Origin of the sequence: Natronococcus amylolyticus DSM 10524, from assembly GCF_000337675.1 — an archaeon.
Lineage (GTDB): Archaea > Halobacteriota > Halobacteria > Halobacteriales > Natrialbaceae > Natronococcus > Natronococcus amylolyticus.
This window is the reverse complement of record NZ_AOIB01000005.1, coordinates 26,520-41,713: the sequence shown is the minus strand read 5'-3', so window position 1 is coordinate 41,713 and position 15,194 is coordinate 26,520. Positions and strand designations below refer to the sequence as shown.

Sequence of the window (15,194 nt, the reverse complement as noted above, 5' to 3'; positions counted from 1 at the left end):
TCGGTCTTCCCCGGGTTAAAATCGATTGAATGTTCAGCCGAGGACGAACGCGATCCTCACTCGTCGGTCGGTTTCCCGCCGTCCGTGGCGACGTCTTCCGCGGACTGCATCGTCTCCATCGGTTCGGGGCTGTGACACTGGCGAACGAGACGTTTGACGTCCTCGGGTGGATCCTCGGTGAACATCGAGACGACGATGATCGTGAGCATAACAGCCGGGACGCCGACGAGCGACGACGATGTCGCGGGAACGACCACCGCAAACGTCGGAAAGATCGCCTCTCCGGAGAGCGCGGCGACGTACTGCGGGAGGATCTCGTTGAGGATCGACCCGAAGCCGAAGAAGAGGCCGACGAACATGCCGGCGATCGCGCCCTCTCGAGTGGCGTCTTCCCACCAGAGTCCGAGGAAGAACACCGGGAACAGCACGGTCCCCGCGAGCGCGAAGGACATCCCGACGACCTCGGCGATGAGTGCGGGCGGGTTAAGCGCCAGGTAGGTAACGATGACGCCCAGCCCGAGGATCGTCGATCGACCGACGATCAGCTGTTCGCGCGCGGTCGCGTCCTCTTTGTAGAGGTTCGTGTAGATGTCGTGTGCAGCGGCGGACGACGCGGAGATGAACAGGCCGGCGGTCGTCGCCAGTCCGGCCGCGATCGCACCGGCAGCGACGATGCCGACGAGCCACTCCGGAAGATCAGCGAGGTACGCGGTCAGCACGACGAGCGTGTCGGACTCCGTCCCGGTCATCTCGGTGTACTCGCCGACGTTGTCCTGGTACAGCAACGAGCCGAACGCGGCGTACGCCGTCGTTCCCAGGAACAGCAACAGGGTGAAGAGCAGCCCCCAGACGGTCGCCCAGCGGGCGTTGCGCTCGTTGTCGGCGGTGTAAAACCGGACGAGCACGTGGGGCAGACCGCAGGTTCCCGCGATCAGGCTGACACAGAGTGCGATCCAGTGGTAGTACCCGGCGTCCTGGAACGGCTCGGTGTACTGGCGCTCGATTTCGGCCATCGCGGTCGCCTGTTCGCCGTACTCGACGAACGGCACGACCGTCGACCATCCCTGCGTCCAGCCGGTCGCGTACAATCCGAGGAGGAACGCACCGATGAGGATGACGTACTGCAGTGCCATGTTCTTGGTCGCACCGAGCATCCCCGAGAGCGCGACGTACCCGATGGTGATCGCCATCAGCAGAATCACGCCGACCTCGTAGGAGACGCCGAAAATGTACTGGGCCATCAGGCCGAGTCCGTTTCCTTGTGCGATGATATAGACGAACGCGATCAGCAGGGTCGTCGACGCCGCGATCGCGCGACCGAGGTCGGAGTAGTACCGATCGCCGACGAAGTCGGGGGCGGTATACTTCCCGAACCGGCGGAACTGCGCGGCCAGAAAGATAAGCAGGATGAAGTAGCCGGCCGTCCAGCCGACGACGTACGCCAGTCCGAAGTAGCCGAGCAATGCGACCGTCGAGGCAACCCCGAGGTAGGCGGCGACGCTCATCCAGTTCGCCGCGATCGCCATCCCGTTCTCGATCGCCCCAATCGAGCGGCCGGCGACCCACATATCGTCGACCGCCGCGACGCGGAAGAACCAGCCGACGCCGAGAAACAGCGCCAGCATCACCGTGAGCGTCAGCGCCGGAACGAGCTTGAAACCGCCGTCGAAGAGTCCGGTGTTGATCTCGAGAGCCGCCGCTTCGATCACGGGCGTTCACCACCGTCGGCAGCGACGTGCTGGCCGGCATCCCCGTCGGCTTCGGCCGGCACCTCGTGGCTCACGCCGTACTGCGCGTCCAGTCGATCGCGCTGCCACGCGTAGGCCACACACAGAACGAACACGCCGATCGGGGAGCCGAGCGCGGTCAGGAAGTAGTGAAGCTGAAATCCGAACACCTGCGTACTCGTCATGGTGTCCGTCGCGATCCAGGTCGCCGTCACCGGCCCGAACGTGACCAGTACCCAGACGGCGAACAGTCCCCAGATCACCTTCAGGTGATCCCGCATAAACGGCGTTGCCGGCTTGAACATGTGTATCCTGCTGTCGAGGTAGTCGGCAGTCTCACCGTTCGGCGTCTCGTCGTCGGTCATCGACCGGCCCTCACCGTGGAATTGGTCAACGACGTTCCGGTCGTCTTTCCGCCCGATTGGAGCCGCTGTCGTGGCTTCCGCCTCTCGAGGTGAACGCAGTGGGATTCGGTATCGCGGCTGTCTCGCATACGGGTCGTTGTTGAATTATAGTGATCGTTAAACCGCACTTTGATCACAATTATTGCACGGGATTCCTGCAGGAAAGTTCATAGTTAACACGTACCAGTATCGCCACCCGTAGTTCGGATGTGGGGACGAGCAGGTCGGGCGACGAAGCGCCCGGAAAGTGACGACGTCGTCGATCGAGATCGAACGCGACACGCGGTACCCCTCTCGAGTCGACGACCGGCGTGTAAGGGTGTGAAACCGCCACTACCGAGATGAACGGTTAGGAACGTCTACGACGAGGTCGCGGTCGGATCGTCGTCGGTCATCGGTTCGCCCACAAGCGCCGCACAGATCCGGGCGCAGACGTAGGTGGCGGCGTTCGCGAGGTGAACGAGGACAATCAACCCCACCGCGCCGAGTGCGCCCGCCAGCGCGGCTTCGGGCGCCATCTCGATCGTCCACGTGGCCGGTTCGTCGTTCACCCCGCCGCACTCGGCGGTCGTCGGATATCGGAGCGGCGCCGCGAGCAGCGACGCGACCGACGCCAGCAGGAAGAGCCCGAGGACGGCGACGATCGCGATCGGGACTTTCAGCGAGATGAAACCGACCGCCTGCCAAGTCGAGGGAGCCTCGAGGTACGCCCGGAGCCGCGAACCGCGCGGCCGTCGCGAGGATCAGTTGTACGTCCGATCGTCGAACGTGGCGTCGTCGCTCGAGCCCTCGGACCCGGAGTTCGACAGCCGGGGCGTGAACCCGCCCGTGAGGATGACGGCGACGACGACCAGCGCCGCCGAGAGGACCACGAAGTCGGCGCTCGGGTCGTAGCCGGCCAGCCCCGCGCCCGTCGAGACGACGAAGATCGCGACCGTGAAGACGACCGTCGCCAGCGCCCCGACGACGACGATGCCGATCACGCTGCCGAGCAGCCCGCGGAGGACGTTTCGTACTGCTGTCATGGCTGTCCGTTTCCGGTCCGGGGTCGTAGTGGTTGCGACTGGCCGTCGGCGTCGCGAGCCGTTTCGCACCGATACGCCGGCACATGTCGTAGAGACGTTTAGGTGACTCACCGGCGTACCTCGCGTATGGTTACCACCCTCACTGCGGATCGGCTCGCGGAGCTACAGGACGGCGACGAGGAGTTCGCGCTCGTCGATACGCGTCCCGAGGACAGCTACGAATCCTGGCACGTCTCCGGCGCGCTTCACTTCCCGTTCGGCCCGGAGGAGGAGCTCGACGGCCGCCTCGAGGAGTTCGAGGAGCTGGTCGGCAATACGGAGCGGGTGATCACCATCTGCGCGAAGGGGATCTCTTCGGGAAACTTGGCGACCCAGCTCGAGTCGGCGACCGACGCCTACGACGTCGAAACCGTCGACGGCGGGATGGAGGGCTGGAGCGGCGTCTACGACGCGGTCGAGTTCGAGGGGACCGGCGACGCCCGGATCGTCCAGGTTCAGCGCCGCGCGAAGGGGTGTCTGGGCTACGTCGTCGGCTGCGCGTCGAGTGGCGAGGCCGTCGTCGTCGATCCCACCGCGGACACCGACGAGTTCGCGGTCGCCGCCAAGGAGGCCGGGCTCTCGATCGCCGGGGTGATCGACACTCACGTCCACGCCGACCACGTCTCCGGGGGCCGCCAGCTCGCCGACGAGCTCGAGGTGCCGTACTACCTGGGCGAACGGGCCGAGAAGCGCGACGTCGAGGTCGAGTACACCGCCCTCGAGCGCAACGAGGTGCTCGCGGTCGGCGAGCGCAAGCTGAAGGCGATCGCCGCGCCGGGCCACACGAGCGAGATGATCAACGTCCTCGTCGACGACCGGGCGCTGCTGACGGCCGACACCTTGCACGTCGACTCGACGGGACGGACGGAGCTCGAATTTAGTGAAGACGAGGGCGAGGCGCCACGCGCCTCGGAAGGCTCGAGCGGTGGAACCGCGAGAGAGGGCGAGGAGGGCGCGCGAATGCTCTACGAGACGCTCCATCGGACAATCCTGGCCGAACCCGAGAGCGTTCGTGTCCTCCCGGGACACGTCACCGTTACGGCCGACGGGGAGTTCGAACACGGCTCGCCGGGCGGGGAGATCTCGACGACGATCCGGGAGGCACGCACGGGGATCGACGTTCTCGAGCTCGACGAGGAGGCGTTCGTCGACCGGTTGGCCGACGCCGGCGAGAAGCCGGCGAACTTCGAGGAGATCATCGAGCGCAACCGCGGGGCGCTCGAGCTCGCTCCAGAAGATCGGGTCGAACTCGAGATGGGGCCGAACAACTGTTCGGCGTGAGCGCCGTCGGTCGGTCGGGGCGGCGCTCGAGAGTCGACTCAGTGAGTCGTTACCGGCTCGCCGAGCAACGCGGCGCTCATCCGTCCGCAGACGTAGGCGATCGCGTTTGCGACGTGGACGAAGACGACCAGCAGCACCGCGCCGAGCACACCGGCCAGCGCCGCCTCCGGGACCGTTTCGATCGTCCAGACGAGCGGCTCGCCGTTGAGTTCGCCGAACTCGGCGTCGGTGGGGTATCGAAGCGGCGCGAGGAGAAGCTCGGCGATCCACGCGAGCGCGATCACTCCCAGGAGGGCGACGACGGAGACGAGCGTCTTCATCGAGAGGAAGCCGACGGCCCGCCAGGTCGAGGGTGCGTCGACATAGGCGCGGAGCCGGGAGCGAGCCCCGGGAGCGTCGGCGACGTCCCCGTACCGCTCGAGGTCGAGCCCCAGTAGTGCGTTCGCGAGCCGTCGTTCGAGCCCCGCGGCGATCCTGGCGCCGAGGAGGGCGACGAAGAGGATCGCCACGCCGACGAGAACGAGCGTCAGGAGCAGACCCAACAGGACGCCGAAGCCGAACGTGAAGTAGTACAGAAAGCCGAGCGGGATGGCCAGAAACAGGTACAGGAGGTTCTTGTACGTCTGGCGGGCGCCGAGCGCGCCGACCGCCCGTCGTCCGGCGCGCCCGATTCGTGCGACAGATGTCATCGGTAGCTGAACAGTTCAATTCTGACAGCAAAAACCCTCGGTCGCCAGCTACCGGCTGTACGTCTCGAGGCGAACGATCGCTCCGTCCTCGAGCTCGAAGACGTCGGCGAACTCGAACAGCGCCGACCCTGTTTCGTCGTCGACCACTCGCCCCCGAACCGCGACGCGTTCGTCGTCGACGAGGACGTCCTCGAGGTCGTGGCGTGTCCGCTTGTTCGGCCGGCCATCACGCATGAACTCGACGAACGCTTCCCGATTCTCGAACCGGCGGTCCGGGCGCCGCTGGACGAACTCGGGGTCGAGGACGTCCTCGAGGGCGTCGTACTCGTGAGCGTCCAGCGCGTCGTAGTAGCGTTCGACGAGGGCGACGGCGTCCATACCCCACGTAGCGGCCCGACTATCAAAAACGGCGGCGGTCCGGACGCGGCCGCTGCCTCGCGTTTTGTCGTCCTGCTCGCGTTTTGCTGCCCTGCTCGCGTTTTGCTGTCCTGCTGTCGCTCCCCGTACAAAAGCGAGATTCAGCGAACCCTTACGACCGTGCGTGTCGATTCCACGCACATGGCGACGACCGACGAGTTCCGGACGGCGATCCCGCTCGAGGAGCTACGAGAGCAGGGGCGCGCGCAGGTCAGCGTCGACGGGACGCCGCTGGCGCTATTCCACCACGAGAGCGAGGTTCGAGCCGTCGACAACCGCTGTCCCCACATGGGGTTTCCCCTTTCGGAGGGGACCGTCGACGACGGCGTCCTCACCTGCCACTGGCATCACGCGCGGTTCGAACTGGCCTGCGGCGACACGTTCGACCCCTGGGCCGACGACGTTCAGACCTACCCCGTCGAGATCCGCGACGGCGACGTCTACGTGAATCCGAACCCCGAACAGGACCTCCCACCCGACGAGCACTGGGCAGGCAGACTCGAGGCCGGACTCGAGGAAAATCTCGGGCTCGTCCTGGCGAAGGCGACGATCGGGCTGCTCGATGCCGGCGTCGACCACCGTGAGCCGACGGCGACGGTCCTCGACTTCGGCACCCGCTACCGCGAGGACGGCTGGGGACCCGGGCTGACGATCCTGGGCTGTCTGGCGAACGTGATCGACGACCTCGCAGCCGAGGACCGAAAGCGGGCGCTGTACGTCGGCGCGCGCCGCGTGGCGAACGACTGCGCGGGCGAACCACCGAACTTCGACCAGCCCTCGTTTGCGACCCGCGAAGTCGAGTTCGACCGGCTGAAGCGCTGGTTCCGCGACTGCGTCGAGGTCCGGGACGCCGACGGCGCGGAACGGTGTCTGCGAACCGCCGTCGCGGCCGACCGCTCGGAGCGCGAACTCGCCGAACTCGTCTTCGCCGCCGCGACCGACCACCCCTACCTCTCGACGGGCCACGTGCTCGACTTCGCGAACACGGCCTTCGAGAGCCTCGAGCACGCCGGCCAGGAGCACACCGACGACGTCCTCGCAAGTCTGGTCGAGCCGCTGGTGACCGCTGATAGGAGCGACGAGCGATCGTCGTGGCGCCAGCCCGTCGACCTCGTCGCCCTGCTCGAGGCCGTCTACGGCGGTGACGTCACCGAGACGAGCGGGCTCGAGGCGCTGGTCGCCGAGGCCGCGAACGCGGACTGGGAGCCGCCCGCCGACCTCCGGGAGACGCTGCTCGCGGACGACCCCGAGGCGATCGTCGATGCGCTGGCGGACGCCGTTCGGGGAGGCGCAACGAGCGAGGAGCTCGCGAGCGAGGTTGCCGGCGCTGCTGCGATGCGGGTCGCACAGTTCGGTACCGCCAACGAGTTCTCCGACTGGAACACGGTCCACCACACGTTCACCTACGCGAACGCGGTTCACGGGGCGACCCGCCGGACCGACGCCGCCGAGCTCTACCGGGGAGTCTTCGACGCCGCGATGAGCGTCTACCTCGATCGCTTCCTTAGCACGCCGCCCGCGCCAGTCCCGGAGCCGGGTGCGAACGAGACCGGTCGAGATCCCGAAGACGTTCTCGAGGACCTGCTCGAGACGTTCAACGTCGAGGGCGAGGTCAACGAGGCGGGGCGGCTCGTCGGCGAGTTCTTCGACTGCGGGGGCGACCCCGGGGAGCTGAAGCGGACTCTCGGTCACGGGCTCCTGCGGGAAGACGCCGGCTTCCACACGATCCAGAACTTCGAGGCCGCAGTCCGGCAGTTCGACCTCGCGGACGAGCGCGCGGCGGAGGGGACGGACGAGGCGTCCCATCTCGAGTCCCGCCGGCGAATTCCGATGGTCGCGACGGCGCGGTACATGGCCGCGCACTTCCCGACCAGGCGCGAGGCCGAACAGACGTTTACGATCGCTGCGCGGCTCAACCGCGGCGAGGCGATCCACGAGGGGTAATGGGACGAAGCGACGCACGCACAGGAGCATCGACGAGAGTTCGAGGGGCCGCTCGAGGAGACGGACTCGGCGAAATGGCCTCGAGGAGCGGTCGGTATCGGCGGGAGCGCCAGTACCGTTTTGACCACACCGGTCGTATGGCTGTCATATGCGAGTTCGCTATCTCGGGTTTGTTCTCTTCCCCGTCGCGATGCTCGCCTACCTCGGCGCGGTCGGCTACGACCTCTCGCTTACGGCGTCGACGACCACCCTGTTCGTCGCCGCGACGGGCGGATTCGCCCTCGCTGCCGCCCTCGCGGTCCGTGCCGGCGCCTGGGTTGCGGTCGCAATCTCGCTCGCGGTGTTCGTGCTCGTCCCCCACCTCGGCGACCTCGGGCTCGGTCCACACTTCGTCTCGTTCGCCGCGGTCGTCCACACGCTCCTGTTCGTCGCCGTCGGCGGCGTCGTGCTGATTGCCCTCGAGCACGCCGTTCGAAACCGAAAGCGGGTGCTCGAGTCGGTGTCGAGGCGGGGGCTCCTCGCGAGTCTCGCGGTCGGCATCGGTCACCTCTTCGCAGTGACCCTCGTCGCCGAGGCGGCCGGCGACGGCGTCTCCGGGATCGCCACCGAACTGTTCGCCGCACAGCCGGTCGAGTACGCGATGCTCGCGCTCGTGGTGGCCGGCCTCATTGCGCTCGGTACGGTTCCGTCGCTGCTGTTTGCCCGGTGGGGGCTGCGATTACCCGCGGTGGTCGTCGCGGGCGGCTTCGCGCTCGCGATCCTCCGGACGTGGCGCTACGTGCAGGAGACCGTCCACCTGGGCGCCTCGCCGTCGCCGATGCTCACCTACGCGGTGTTCTGGTTCGTTCCCCTCGCGCTCGCGCTGCTCGTCGGCGGCCTCGAGTATCGCCGGTTACACGGTCGATCGAAACTGGGTGCGACGGCGAACTGAGTCGTCGTGGACGCATCGACCGGCTTTTCTCACCGGCGCGCCTATCTCGCATCGACCGTGGACTGTCACGTCTACTACGAGGGTGACGACGACCCGAAGAAGTGCACCGCGCGCCGACTCGAGCAGTTCGACGAGGCGACGCTGTACCGTACCATGCGGCAGGTGCCCTACGGCGTCGTCCTCAACCCCCACGCCGAGCAGGCGCTCTCGCCGGCCGACGGCGACGAGGCGCTGGGCACGCTGGTCGCCCTCGACTGTTCCTGGGAGTCCGCCGAGGAGGCCGCCTTTCGGATGAACGGCGTCCACCGCGCGCTGCCCTTTCTGGTGGCCGCGAACCCGGTCAACTACGGCCGTCCGTTCCAGCTGACGACCGTCGAGGCGCTCGCGGCCGCCTGCTGTATCCTCGGCGACCAGGAGCGCGCCGAGGAGCTCCTCGAGCCGTTCCGCTGGGGGGAGACGTTCCTGACGCTAAACGAGGAGCCGTTGCGACGGTACGGCGAGTGTGCGGACTCGAGCGAGGTCGTCGCGGTCCAGGACGACTACCTGGCCGACGACGAATCGGCGTAGGGTCGGTGTCGCTCTCGACCCGATCGTTCTGATCGGCTACTGCCGTGAACGGATTCGCTCCCGATGCGCGAGCAGCGGCTGGTAACCGGCGTACCAGAGCGTGAGCAGCTCGAACAAGAGCAGCGTCGAACGACAATTCGTGTCGCCGAAACATAATTATTCGGCTCGGGACGGGTTCGCGACCACAGCGGTTATATGGACGACGGGCCAACGGAGCGACATGCCAAGTTTCGACGCCGCCAAAAACCGGACGCTCCAGAAGATGATCTGCATGCGCTGTAACGCTCGCAACGCGAAGGACTCCGACCGCTGTCGCAAGTGCGGTTACAAGAACCTCCGACCGAAGGCGACCGAGCCGCGAGCGGCCTAACTCGGTTCTCTGCGGCGTTTTCGATCCTCGAGTGAGTTCTCTCCAGTCCCAACCTCGAACGGCTCCGTCGGTTGCTCCTCAGGCGAGCGGCGGTAGCCGAATCCGTTCGGCAGCAGGGCCAGGGAGCCGCCGCCCGTACGCTCGGATATGAACCCGCTCTCGCGCGGCCGATCAGACGACGCCAACGCGGCGTTCGACGGCTGGGACGAGTTCGTCCCCGCTCACCTCCCCGATCCCGGGCCGTTCCTCGAGGGCCACGCGCTCCTCGAGGACGGGGATCACGCGGCGTTTCACCGACTCACCCACGACCTCTTCGAGGAGCGGGGCGTGTACGACGCCACCTTCGGCTACAACCTCGCCAGACTCAACCTCGACCGCCGACAGCCCGAGGCCGGCTTCAGGTACGCGGTCGACGCCGACGACCCCGGCGTACTCCGGGCGGAGTTCACCCCGACGACGGCGTTCTGTCCGATCGCCGACGCGCTCGTCACGGGGTCGTTCCGGGCGTGGAACGCGCTCGCGGACCGACACGAGTACGATCGGGTTCGGGTGCGCGTCCACCCGATGCACCAGCAGGCCGACGCGCTCGAGGCCTCGCTCGAGCGGGCCGAACGGGCGCTCGAAGCGGGCGAACCGCTCGAGTCGGCGCTCTCGGACTGAACCGTCAGCTCGTTCGCCAACGTCTCTTCTGTCGAAGATCGATCGTCGGCCTGGAGTGCGGTCGAAAATGATTCGTCCGGGGACCTAATCGCCGACGCGGTCGACCTCAGTCGCGTCGGGCTCCGAATCGCTACCGGTTCCGCGGACGACGTCGCCCACACCCCCGGGACCGTGTCGGCGGAGTGTCCACACCATATTAGCGGCGAAGAGCGCGAACCCGACGCTCGCGAGGGCGCCACCGACCGCGGCGAGCCAGGTCGGCAGCGAGAGCAGTCCGGCGACCGCGAGGACGAGGAAGCCGGCGAGCGTGAGCCCGAAGTCGGCACGCTCGAGCCGGCTCGAGTAGAGGTCGTCGATCGTCGGGACGGGTTCGAGTCCGATCCGATCGCTGTAGTGCTCGAGCCAGACGATAAACGGGATCACGTGGTAGAGCGTGCCGACGACGACGAAACCGAACACGCCGAGGACGAGCAGGTCGGTCGTTCCGGGTGCGCCGAACAGCCCCGCCTGGCCCGTCGGATCGCGCCACCACGCCGGTACGGCGAGGACGGCCCAGGCGAGCAGCGATCCGACGACGACCCAGTACCGTGCGGTCATCGGGCTGCGCTCGACGGTCGACCGGAACAGCGCTCGAGCGATCACGAGCCCCAGCGCGGCCGCACCGACGAGTACCGCCAGCGCGCCGGCGCGGGCGAGGGACTCGAGACCGACCCCGCGGCCGACGGCAAGCGCCGCGACGCCGCCGTAGAGGGCGAGTTCCTCGAGTCCGAGGAGATGTCGGTCGATCGTCGCGTACTCCGTCTGGGTGAACATCGTCGCGAGCTGTGACAGTGCGCCGGCGATCGTCACGAGGACGGCGCCGTAAAGCGCGACGGTCGCGTGAGCGAGGAGGATACCGCCTCGTGTGACGGGCAGGCTCTCGAGCACCGACGTCGAGAACGAGGCCGCGAGCAGCGTCCCGAGGGGGGCGAGCGCGGCGAAACAGAAGAGGGCGAACGCGAAGTGTCGCTCCGTCCGGTCGAGCGGCCGGGCTCGCAGCAGGGTTCGGCCGATCGTGTAGACGAAGAGCCACACGCCGGCGAGCAACAGTCCCGCGGCGATCGGCAGGAGCGAGACCGACCCGGTCGCGAGGGCGGCCGCGAAGCCGACCAGTCCGCCCACGACCAGCCAGAGCTGGGCCGTCGCGAGTCGCTTCGAGTGAAGTGCTACGCCGGACCAGACGGGGACGAACTGCGTCATCGCGCCCATGATGGTCAGCGCGATCCAGCCGACCAGAAGCAGGTGGAGCTGGGCGACGTCAGCCAGCCCCGGCAGCGCGGTGACCGACAGGATCGTTCCCGCGCCGATCCCGACGACGAGAAAACAGAGCCCGACCAGAAAGTGCTGGAGCGGGATCGAGATCGGTGGCGTCCGATCGGTCCGCAACCCGTCCGGAATCGTGCTCATACCTCGTCGTTCGGACCGGTCGACCGTCGCCCTGCTCCCGAACGGGTTCGGCGGACGTCGTCGGGCTGCGCAGCGAGGGGCCTCGCGATGCTCGAGTGGAGACGACCGGTTCGGAGCGGGAGCACGATCGGTTCGGGGCGGGTGGCCGACTCAAGGCGGGAGGGAGACCGCCTGGAGGCGCAGTCGAACCTGTTCGCACGAACGTCATCCTTGGGGCACGTGCTATCGGTCGCGTATGGGAACGACCACGACCGAGACGACCCTCGACGTTCGCGAGATCGACGGCCCGCCGTTCGCGCGAATCACCGCCGCACTGGACGCGCTCGAGGCCGACGAACGACTGCGGCTGATCGCGGGGTTCGAACCGGTGCCGCTGTACGAGGTGCTCGAGGGACGCGGGCTGTCGTTCGAGACCGAACGGTCCGGCGAGAACGAATGGCACGTGCTGATCGAGCGTCCCTGAGCGAGCGAGTCGGTCGAGTCCGTCGCTTCGAACGCCGCGCTCGAGGACGCCCGAACGGGTTCGGACGAATACCAATACGACCGGAGCCCGGAGCTCTACCCGTATGACACGACTCGACGTCAGGGAGGTTCCACCGCCGGAGCGCCACCCGATGATCCACGAGGCCTTCGAGGACCTCGAGGTCGGCGAATCGCTCACGATCGTCAACGACCACGAACCGAAGCCGCTGTTCTACGAGTTCCAGGCGGAGGTCGACTCGTTCGACGCGGACGGGTACGCCGTCGAGCGGGTCGCCCCGAACGAGTTCGAGGCGACGTTCCCGAAACGAAGCGATTGACGGGGGCGACGGCCGGCGCCCATCACCTGTCCGAACGCGTTCGGCACGAACGTCTGGTACCGTCGGCACGATCGTTCGAACATGGAGTCACACGTCGATGTCCTCGACCAAACCTGTGCCCCGACCGATCGGCCGACCGACCACCTCGACGTTCGGTCGCTCGGACCGCCGGAGCCCCTCCAGCGGACCCTCGAGCGACTCGCCGCGCTTCCCGACGAGACGGTGCTCGTCCAGCGCAACGACCGCGTCCCGCAGTTTCTCTTCCCGAAGCTCGAGGAGCGCGGCTACACACATGAGACGCTCGAGCGAGAAGAAGACGTAGTAACCGTCGTCTGGAAGCCCTGAGAGTTCGGTCGTTCGTCGCTCGCGGGTGCTACTCGTCGGGGTACTTCGGCTCCCGCGTCTCCGCCCGCGAGAGCGCCGTCTCGGACCCACCTTTTTCCGCTCGGATTCGCTCCTCGCGGTCGCGAACCCCTCGCGGAAAATCTGGACCAAAAAGCCGCTCGCTCCCGTCAGTCGCTCGCGGGTGCTACTCGTCGGGGTACTTCGGCTCCCGCGTCTCCGCCCGCTCGAGGGCTGTCTCGACGACGTCGCGGACGTCCCCGTGGAAGACGTCGCCGTGGCCCGCGTACATGTGCTCGACCCTGTCGGGCATGCGCTCGAGGAGGTCCTCGATGCTCTCGATGAGTCGCTCGCGGGACTGGCCGGCCATGTCGGTGCGGCCGAAGCTGCCGTAGTCGAAGGCGCCGTCGTCGTGGACGACCACGTCGCCGGAGAACAGCGTCGTCTCGGAGACGAACGAGACGTGGTCGTCCGAGTGGCCGGGCGTGTAGACGACGTCGAACTCCTCGTCGCCAATCCGAACGGTGTCCCCGTCCTCGATCGCGTGGTCTCGTTCCGGGTGGTGGTCGTAGGCGTACACCTCGGGGTCGAACGCCTCGCAGACGGCCTCGAGCTGTTCGACGTGGTCGCCGTGCTGGTGGGTCATCACGACGGCATCGAGGTCGTCGGTGTGCTCGCGGATCTCCTCGACGATGCCGTCCCACGACCCGGCGTCGACCAGCGTGGTTCGGTCGCCGACGACCAGATAGGCGTTGCAGGTGAACGTCTCGGCGTCCTCGGTGACGTGGTAGACCTCCATACGGAGTCGGTCGTGAGCCGACGGCAAAACGGTACTGCCGGATCCGTGAACGTCCTCTCCTCGGAGCGGGCGCAACTGTGGCGTCGTCGGAACGCCCCGAGGGAACGACGTTGGCCCGAATATGTGCTGTTTAAGGGGATTGAAGGTGGGTCACCCCGAGACTTTTCAGTTCCGCTCTCGAATGTGACACTGTATGGGATTCGGGAGCTACGACGAGTCCGAACAACAGGAGGTCGACACCGATTTTGATGATAACGACGCTGTCCAGTCGGAACAGAACCATCACCACGGCTCGATCGAGTTCGAGAACGGCGCCTCGAGCGACGAGCTGCTCGACCGTCTCGAGGAGATCAAGGACGACCCCGAATGAAGGCTGGGACGCGGGCGCTCGGCGTCGCCGAGTCGTTCCGCGTCGAATCGAACGCCCCGAGCGAACGGGGTCGGAGCACGGTCGCCGGTACCGTCGTCCGCGCCGACCGCGTTCTGGACGGCGTCGGCTACCGCAGGTGTACCGTGGGTGACACCGACGCGACCGAGGCTATCTGCCGGCTCGTCGACGACCTCGGTCGCCCCGACGTTCGGTACGTACTGATCGGCGCCGTCGCACCCGCCTGGTACAACGTTCTCGATCTTTCGGCAGTGTACGAACACGCCCAGCGACCGGTTCTCGCGGTGACCTTCGAGGAGAGTGAGGGACTCGAGGCCGGTCTCGAGGACGCCTTCTCCGGAGCGGCGCTCGAGGAGCGTCTCGAGCGGTATCGCCGGCTTCCCGAGCGACGCGCCGTCTCGGTGAACGACGAGACGGTGTACGTCCGCAGCGTCGGCCTCGAGTCGAGCGAGGGGGCCGACGTCGTTCGCAACTTCACCCCCGAGGGCGGGCGCCCGGAGCCGATCCGGGTCGCCAGACAGGCCGCTCGAGCGGCCGACGCGTACGCGGACTCGCTCGTCCACAGCGGGTGAGGGCGCCGTCAGCCGACGGCCGTTGATCCTCGATTCGTCGACCGGCAGCTGCGACCCGAAAGGCGTAGTAGGAAGCCGTCTGAGGGACGGCTATGGGAACGATGGAGGATCTCTGTGTCACCGAGTGTACCCGGTGTCCGAAACTCGTCGAGTCGCGAAGTCGGATCGTCAACGGCACCGGTCCCGAGGACGCCGACGTGCTGTTCGTCGGCGAAGGACCCGGTGCAAATGAGGATGAACAGGGCGAGCCGTTCGTCGGGCGAAGCGGCTCCGTGCTCGACGATAAGCTGCGAACGGTCGGGCTGGACCGCGACACCGTCCGGATCACCAACTGCGTGCGCTGTCGCCCCCCGGAGAACCGCGACCCAACGAAAGAGGAACTCGAGAACTGTCGAGGCTACCTCGAGACGGAGATCGATCGGCTCGAGCCGGACGTGATCGTCACGCTCGGGAAGGTGCCGACCGAACACCTGCTGGGCCGATCGGTGTCGGTGACGAAGGAGGCCGGCTCCGTCGAGGAGGTCCGCATTGAGGGAACGCCGCGCCGACTGCTGATCTGCGTCCACCCCGCGGCGACGCTGTACGACCGCAGCCAGGAGGAGACGTTCGCGGACGCGATCGAACGCGCCGCGGAACTCGCGGACGTCGACGGGTCGGAGGGCGGTCAGACGCGTCTCGACGGCTTCTGAGAGCTCGTACCACTTCGGTCGTCGACAGTGATCGTCTATTGATCGGGCCACGCTGCGGTGGCGCGCGCCGGACGATAGCGAGCGAACGGCGAGCTATCGGCCGA

Annotated in this window: 19 protein-coding genes and 1 pseudogene; 12 read left to right on the top strand and 8 right to left on the bottom strand. The window is 67.2% G+C overall.

Going from position 1 to position 15,194, the window contains the following annotated elements:
• Positions 1 to 56: 56 nt before the first annotated feature.
• The 4 genes and pseudogenes from C491_RS00775 to C491_RS00760 all read right to left on the bottom strand — a co-directional run bounded on the left by C491_RS00775 (position 57) and on the right by C491_RS00760 (position 3,156).
• Entirely contained in the window at positions 57 to 1,709 is a 1,653-nt protein-coding gene (locus tag C491_RS00775; protein ID WP_005553011.1) for a sodium:solute symporter family transporter, read from the bottom strand.
• Positions 1,706 to 2,092, bottom strand: coding sequence for a DUF4212 domain-containing protein (locus C491_RS00770; RefSeq protein WP_005553009.1), 387 nt, complete (start codon positions 2,090 to 2,092; stop codon positions 1,706 to 1,708). Before C491_RS00770 ends, C491_RS00775 begins: the two co-directional genes overlap by 4 nt.
• 398 nt (positions 2,093 to 2,490) lie before the next feature.
• Positions 2,491 to 2,844 (bottom strand): annotated as a pseudogene (locus C491_RS22280) (sensor domain-containing protein); the annotation flags it as partial.
• A gap of 30 nt (positions 2,845 to 2,874) precedes the next feature.
• Positions 2,875 to 3,156, bottom strand: coding sequence for a hypothetical protein (locus tag C491_RS00760; protein WP_005553005.1), 282 nt, complete (start codon positions 3,154 to 3,156; stop codon positions 2,875 to 2,877).
• Positions 3,157 to 3,282: 126 nt separating this feature from the next.
• Here C491_RS00760 and C491_RS00755 point away from each other — a divergent pair, with 126 nt between their 5' ends.
• On the top strand, positions 3,283 to 4,476 hold the full coding sequence (locus C491_RS00755; RefSeq protein ID WP_005553004.1) for an MBL fold metallo-hydrolase: 1,194 nt from the start codon (positions 3,283 to 3,285) through the stop codon (positions 4,474 to 4,476).
• A gap of 38 nt (positions 4,477 to 4,514) precedes the next feature.
• On the opposite strand, the gene C491_RS00750 is transcribed toward C491_RS00755, so the two are convergent.
• Together C491_RS00750 and C491_RS00745 are read right to left on the bottom strand one after the other, a co-directional pair.
• A complete protein-coding gene (locus tag C491_RS00750) occupies positions 4,515 to 5,165 on the bottom strand; it encodes a sensor domain-containing protein (protein ID WP_005553002.1) in 651 nt (216 codons plus the stop codon).
• 48 nt (positions 5,166 to 5,213) lie between these two features.
• On the bottom strand, positions 5,214 to 5,543 hold the full coding sequence (locus C491_RS00745) for a nuclear transport factor 2 family protein (protein ID WP_005553001.1): 330 nt from the start codon (positions 5,541 to 5,543) through the stop codon (positions 5,214 to 5,216).
• Between the two features lie 180 nt (positions 5,544 to 5,723).
• Here C491_RS00745 and C491_RS00740 point away from each other — a divergent pair, with 180 nt between their 5' ends.
• The 5 genes from C491_RS00740 (at position 5,724) to C491_RS00720 (ending at position 10,054) form a co-directional block, all read left to right on the top strand.
• Positions 5,724 to 7,526 carry a Rieske (2Fe-2S) protein gene (locus C491_RS00740; RefSeq protein WP_005553000.1) on the top strand — a complete coding sequence of 601 codons (1,803 nt, stop codon included), beginning with the start codon at positions 5,724 to 5,726 and terminating at the stop codon, positions 7,524 to 7,526.
• Positions 7,527 to 7,674: 148 nt separating this feature from the next.
• Positions 7,675 to 8,457 (top strand): hypothetical protein, encoded by a 783-nt coding sequence (locus C491_RS00735; protein ID WP_005552999.1) that lies wholly within the window; start codon positions 7,675 to 7,677, stop codon positions 8,455 to 8,457.
• 57 nt (positions 8,458 to 8,514) lie between these two features.
• Entirely contained in the window at positions 8,515 to 9,024 is a 510-nt protein-coding gene (locus C491_RS00730) for a DUF367 family protein (RefSeq protein ID WP_049891358.1), read from the top strand.
• A 220-nt stretch (positions 9,025 to 9,244) separates the two neighbouring features.
• Entirely contained in the window at positions 9,245 to 9,394 is a 150-nt protein-coding gene (locus C491_RS00725; protein ID WP_005552997.1) for a 50S ribosomal protein L40e, read from the top strand.
• Between the two features lie 147 nt (positions 9,395 to 9,541).
• Positions 9,542 to 10,054, top strand: coding sequence for a hypothetical protein (locus C491_RS00720; protein ID WP_005552996.1), 513 nt, complete (start codon positions 9,542 to 9,544; stop codon positions 10,052 to 10,054).
• 84 nt (positions 10,055 to 10,138) lie between these two features.
• Here C491_RS00720 and C491_RS00715 read toward each other — a convergent pair whose 3' ends face one another.
• A complete protein-coding gene (locus C491_RS00715) occupies positions 10,139 to 11,500 on the bottom strand; it encodes a heme-copper oxidase family protein (RefSeq protein WP_005552995.1) in 1,362 nt (453 codons plus the stop codon).
• Between the two features lie 235 nt (positions 11,501 to 11,735).
• Between C491_RS00715 and C491_RS00710 the strand changes: the two genes are divergently transcribed.
• The 3 genes from C491_RS00710 (at position 11,736) to C491_RS00700 (ending at position 12,645) form a co-directional block, all read left to right on the top strand.
• Positions 11,736 to 11,963, top strand: coding sequence for a DUF2249 domain-containing protein (locus C491_RS00710; protein WP_005552994.1), 228 nt, complete (start codon positions 11,736 to 11,738; stop codon positions 11,961 to 11,963).
• A gap of 103 nt (positions 11,964 to 12,066) precedes the next feature.
• Positions 12,067 to 12,300 carry a DUF2249 domain-containing protein gene (locus tag C491_RS00705; RefSeq protein ID WP_005552993.1) on the top strand — a complete coding sequence of 78 codons (234 nt, stop codon included), beginning with the start codon at positions 12,067 to 12,069 and terminating at the stop codon, positions 12,298 to 12,300.
• 81 nt (positions 12,301 to 12,381) lie between these two features.
• On the top strand, positions 12,382 to 12,645 hold the full coding sequence (locus C491_RS00700) for a DUF2249 domain-containing protein (RefSeq protein WP_005552992.1): 264 nt from the start codon (positions 12,382 to 12,384) through the stop codon (positions 12,643 to 12,645).
• Positions 12,646 to 12,829: 184 nt separating this feature from the next.
• Here C491_RS00700 and C491_RS00695 read toward each other — a convergent pair whose 3' ends face one another.
• A complete protein-coding gene (locus C491_RS00695) occupies positions 12,830 to 13,441 on the bottom strand; it encodes an MBL fold metallo-hydrolase (RefSeq protein ID WP_005552991.1) in 612 nt (203 codons plus the stop codon).
• Positions 13,442 to 13,634: 193 nt separating this feature from the next.
• On the opposite strand from C491_RS00695, the gene C491_RS00690 reads away from it, so the two are divergent.
• The 3 genes from C491_RS00690 to C491_RS00680 all read left to right on the top strand — a co-directional run bounded on the left by C491_RS00690 (position 13,635) and on the right by C491_RS00680 (position 15,090).
• Entirely contained in the window at positions 13,635 to 13,811 is a 177-nt protein-coding gene (locus C491_RS00690; protein WP_005552990.1) for a DUF5786 family protein, read from the top strand.
• Entirely contained in the window at positions 13,808 to 14,401 is a 594-nt protein-coding gene (locus C491_RS00685; RefSeq protein ID WP_005552989.1) for an endonuclease dU, read from the top strand. The genes C491_RS00690 and C491_RS00685 overlap by 4 nt, the downstream gene beginning before the upstream one ends.
• A gap of 92 nt (positions 14,402 to 14,493) precedes the next feature.
• A complete protein-coding gene (locus C491_RS00680) occupies positions 14,494 to 15,090 on the top strand; it encodes a uracil-DNA glycosylase (protein ID WP_005552988.1) in 597 nt (198 codons plus the stop codon).
• The last annotated feature ends 104 nt before the right edge of the window (positions 15,091 to 15,194 follow it).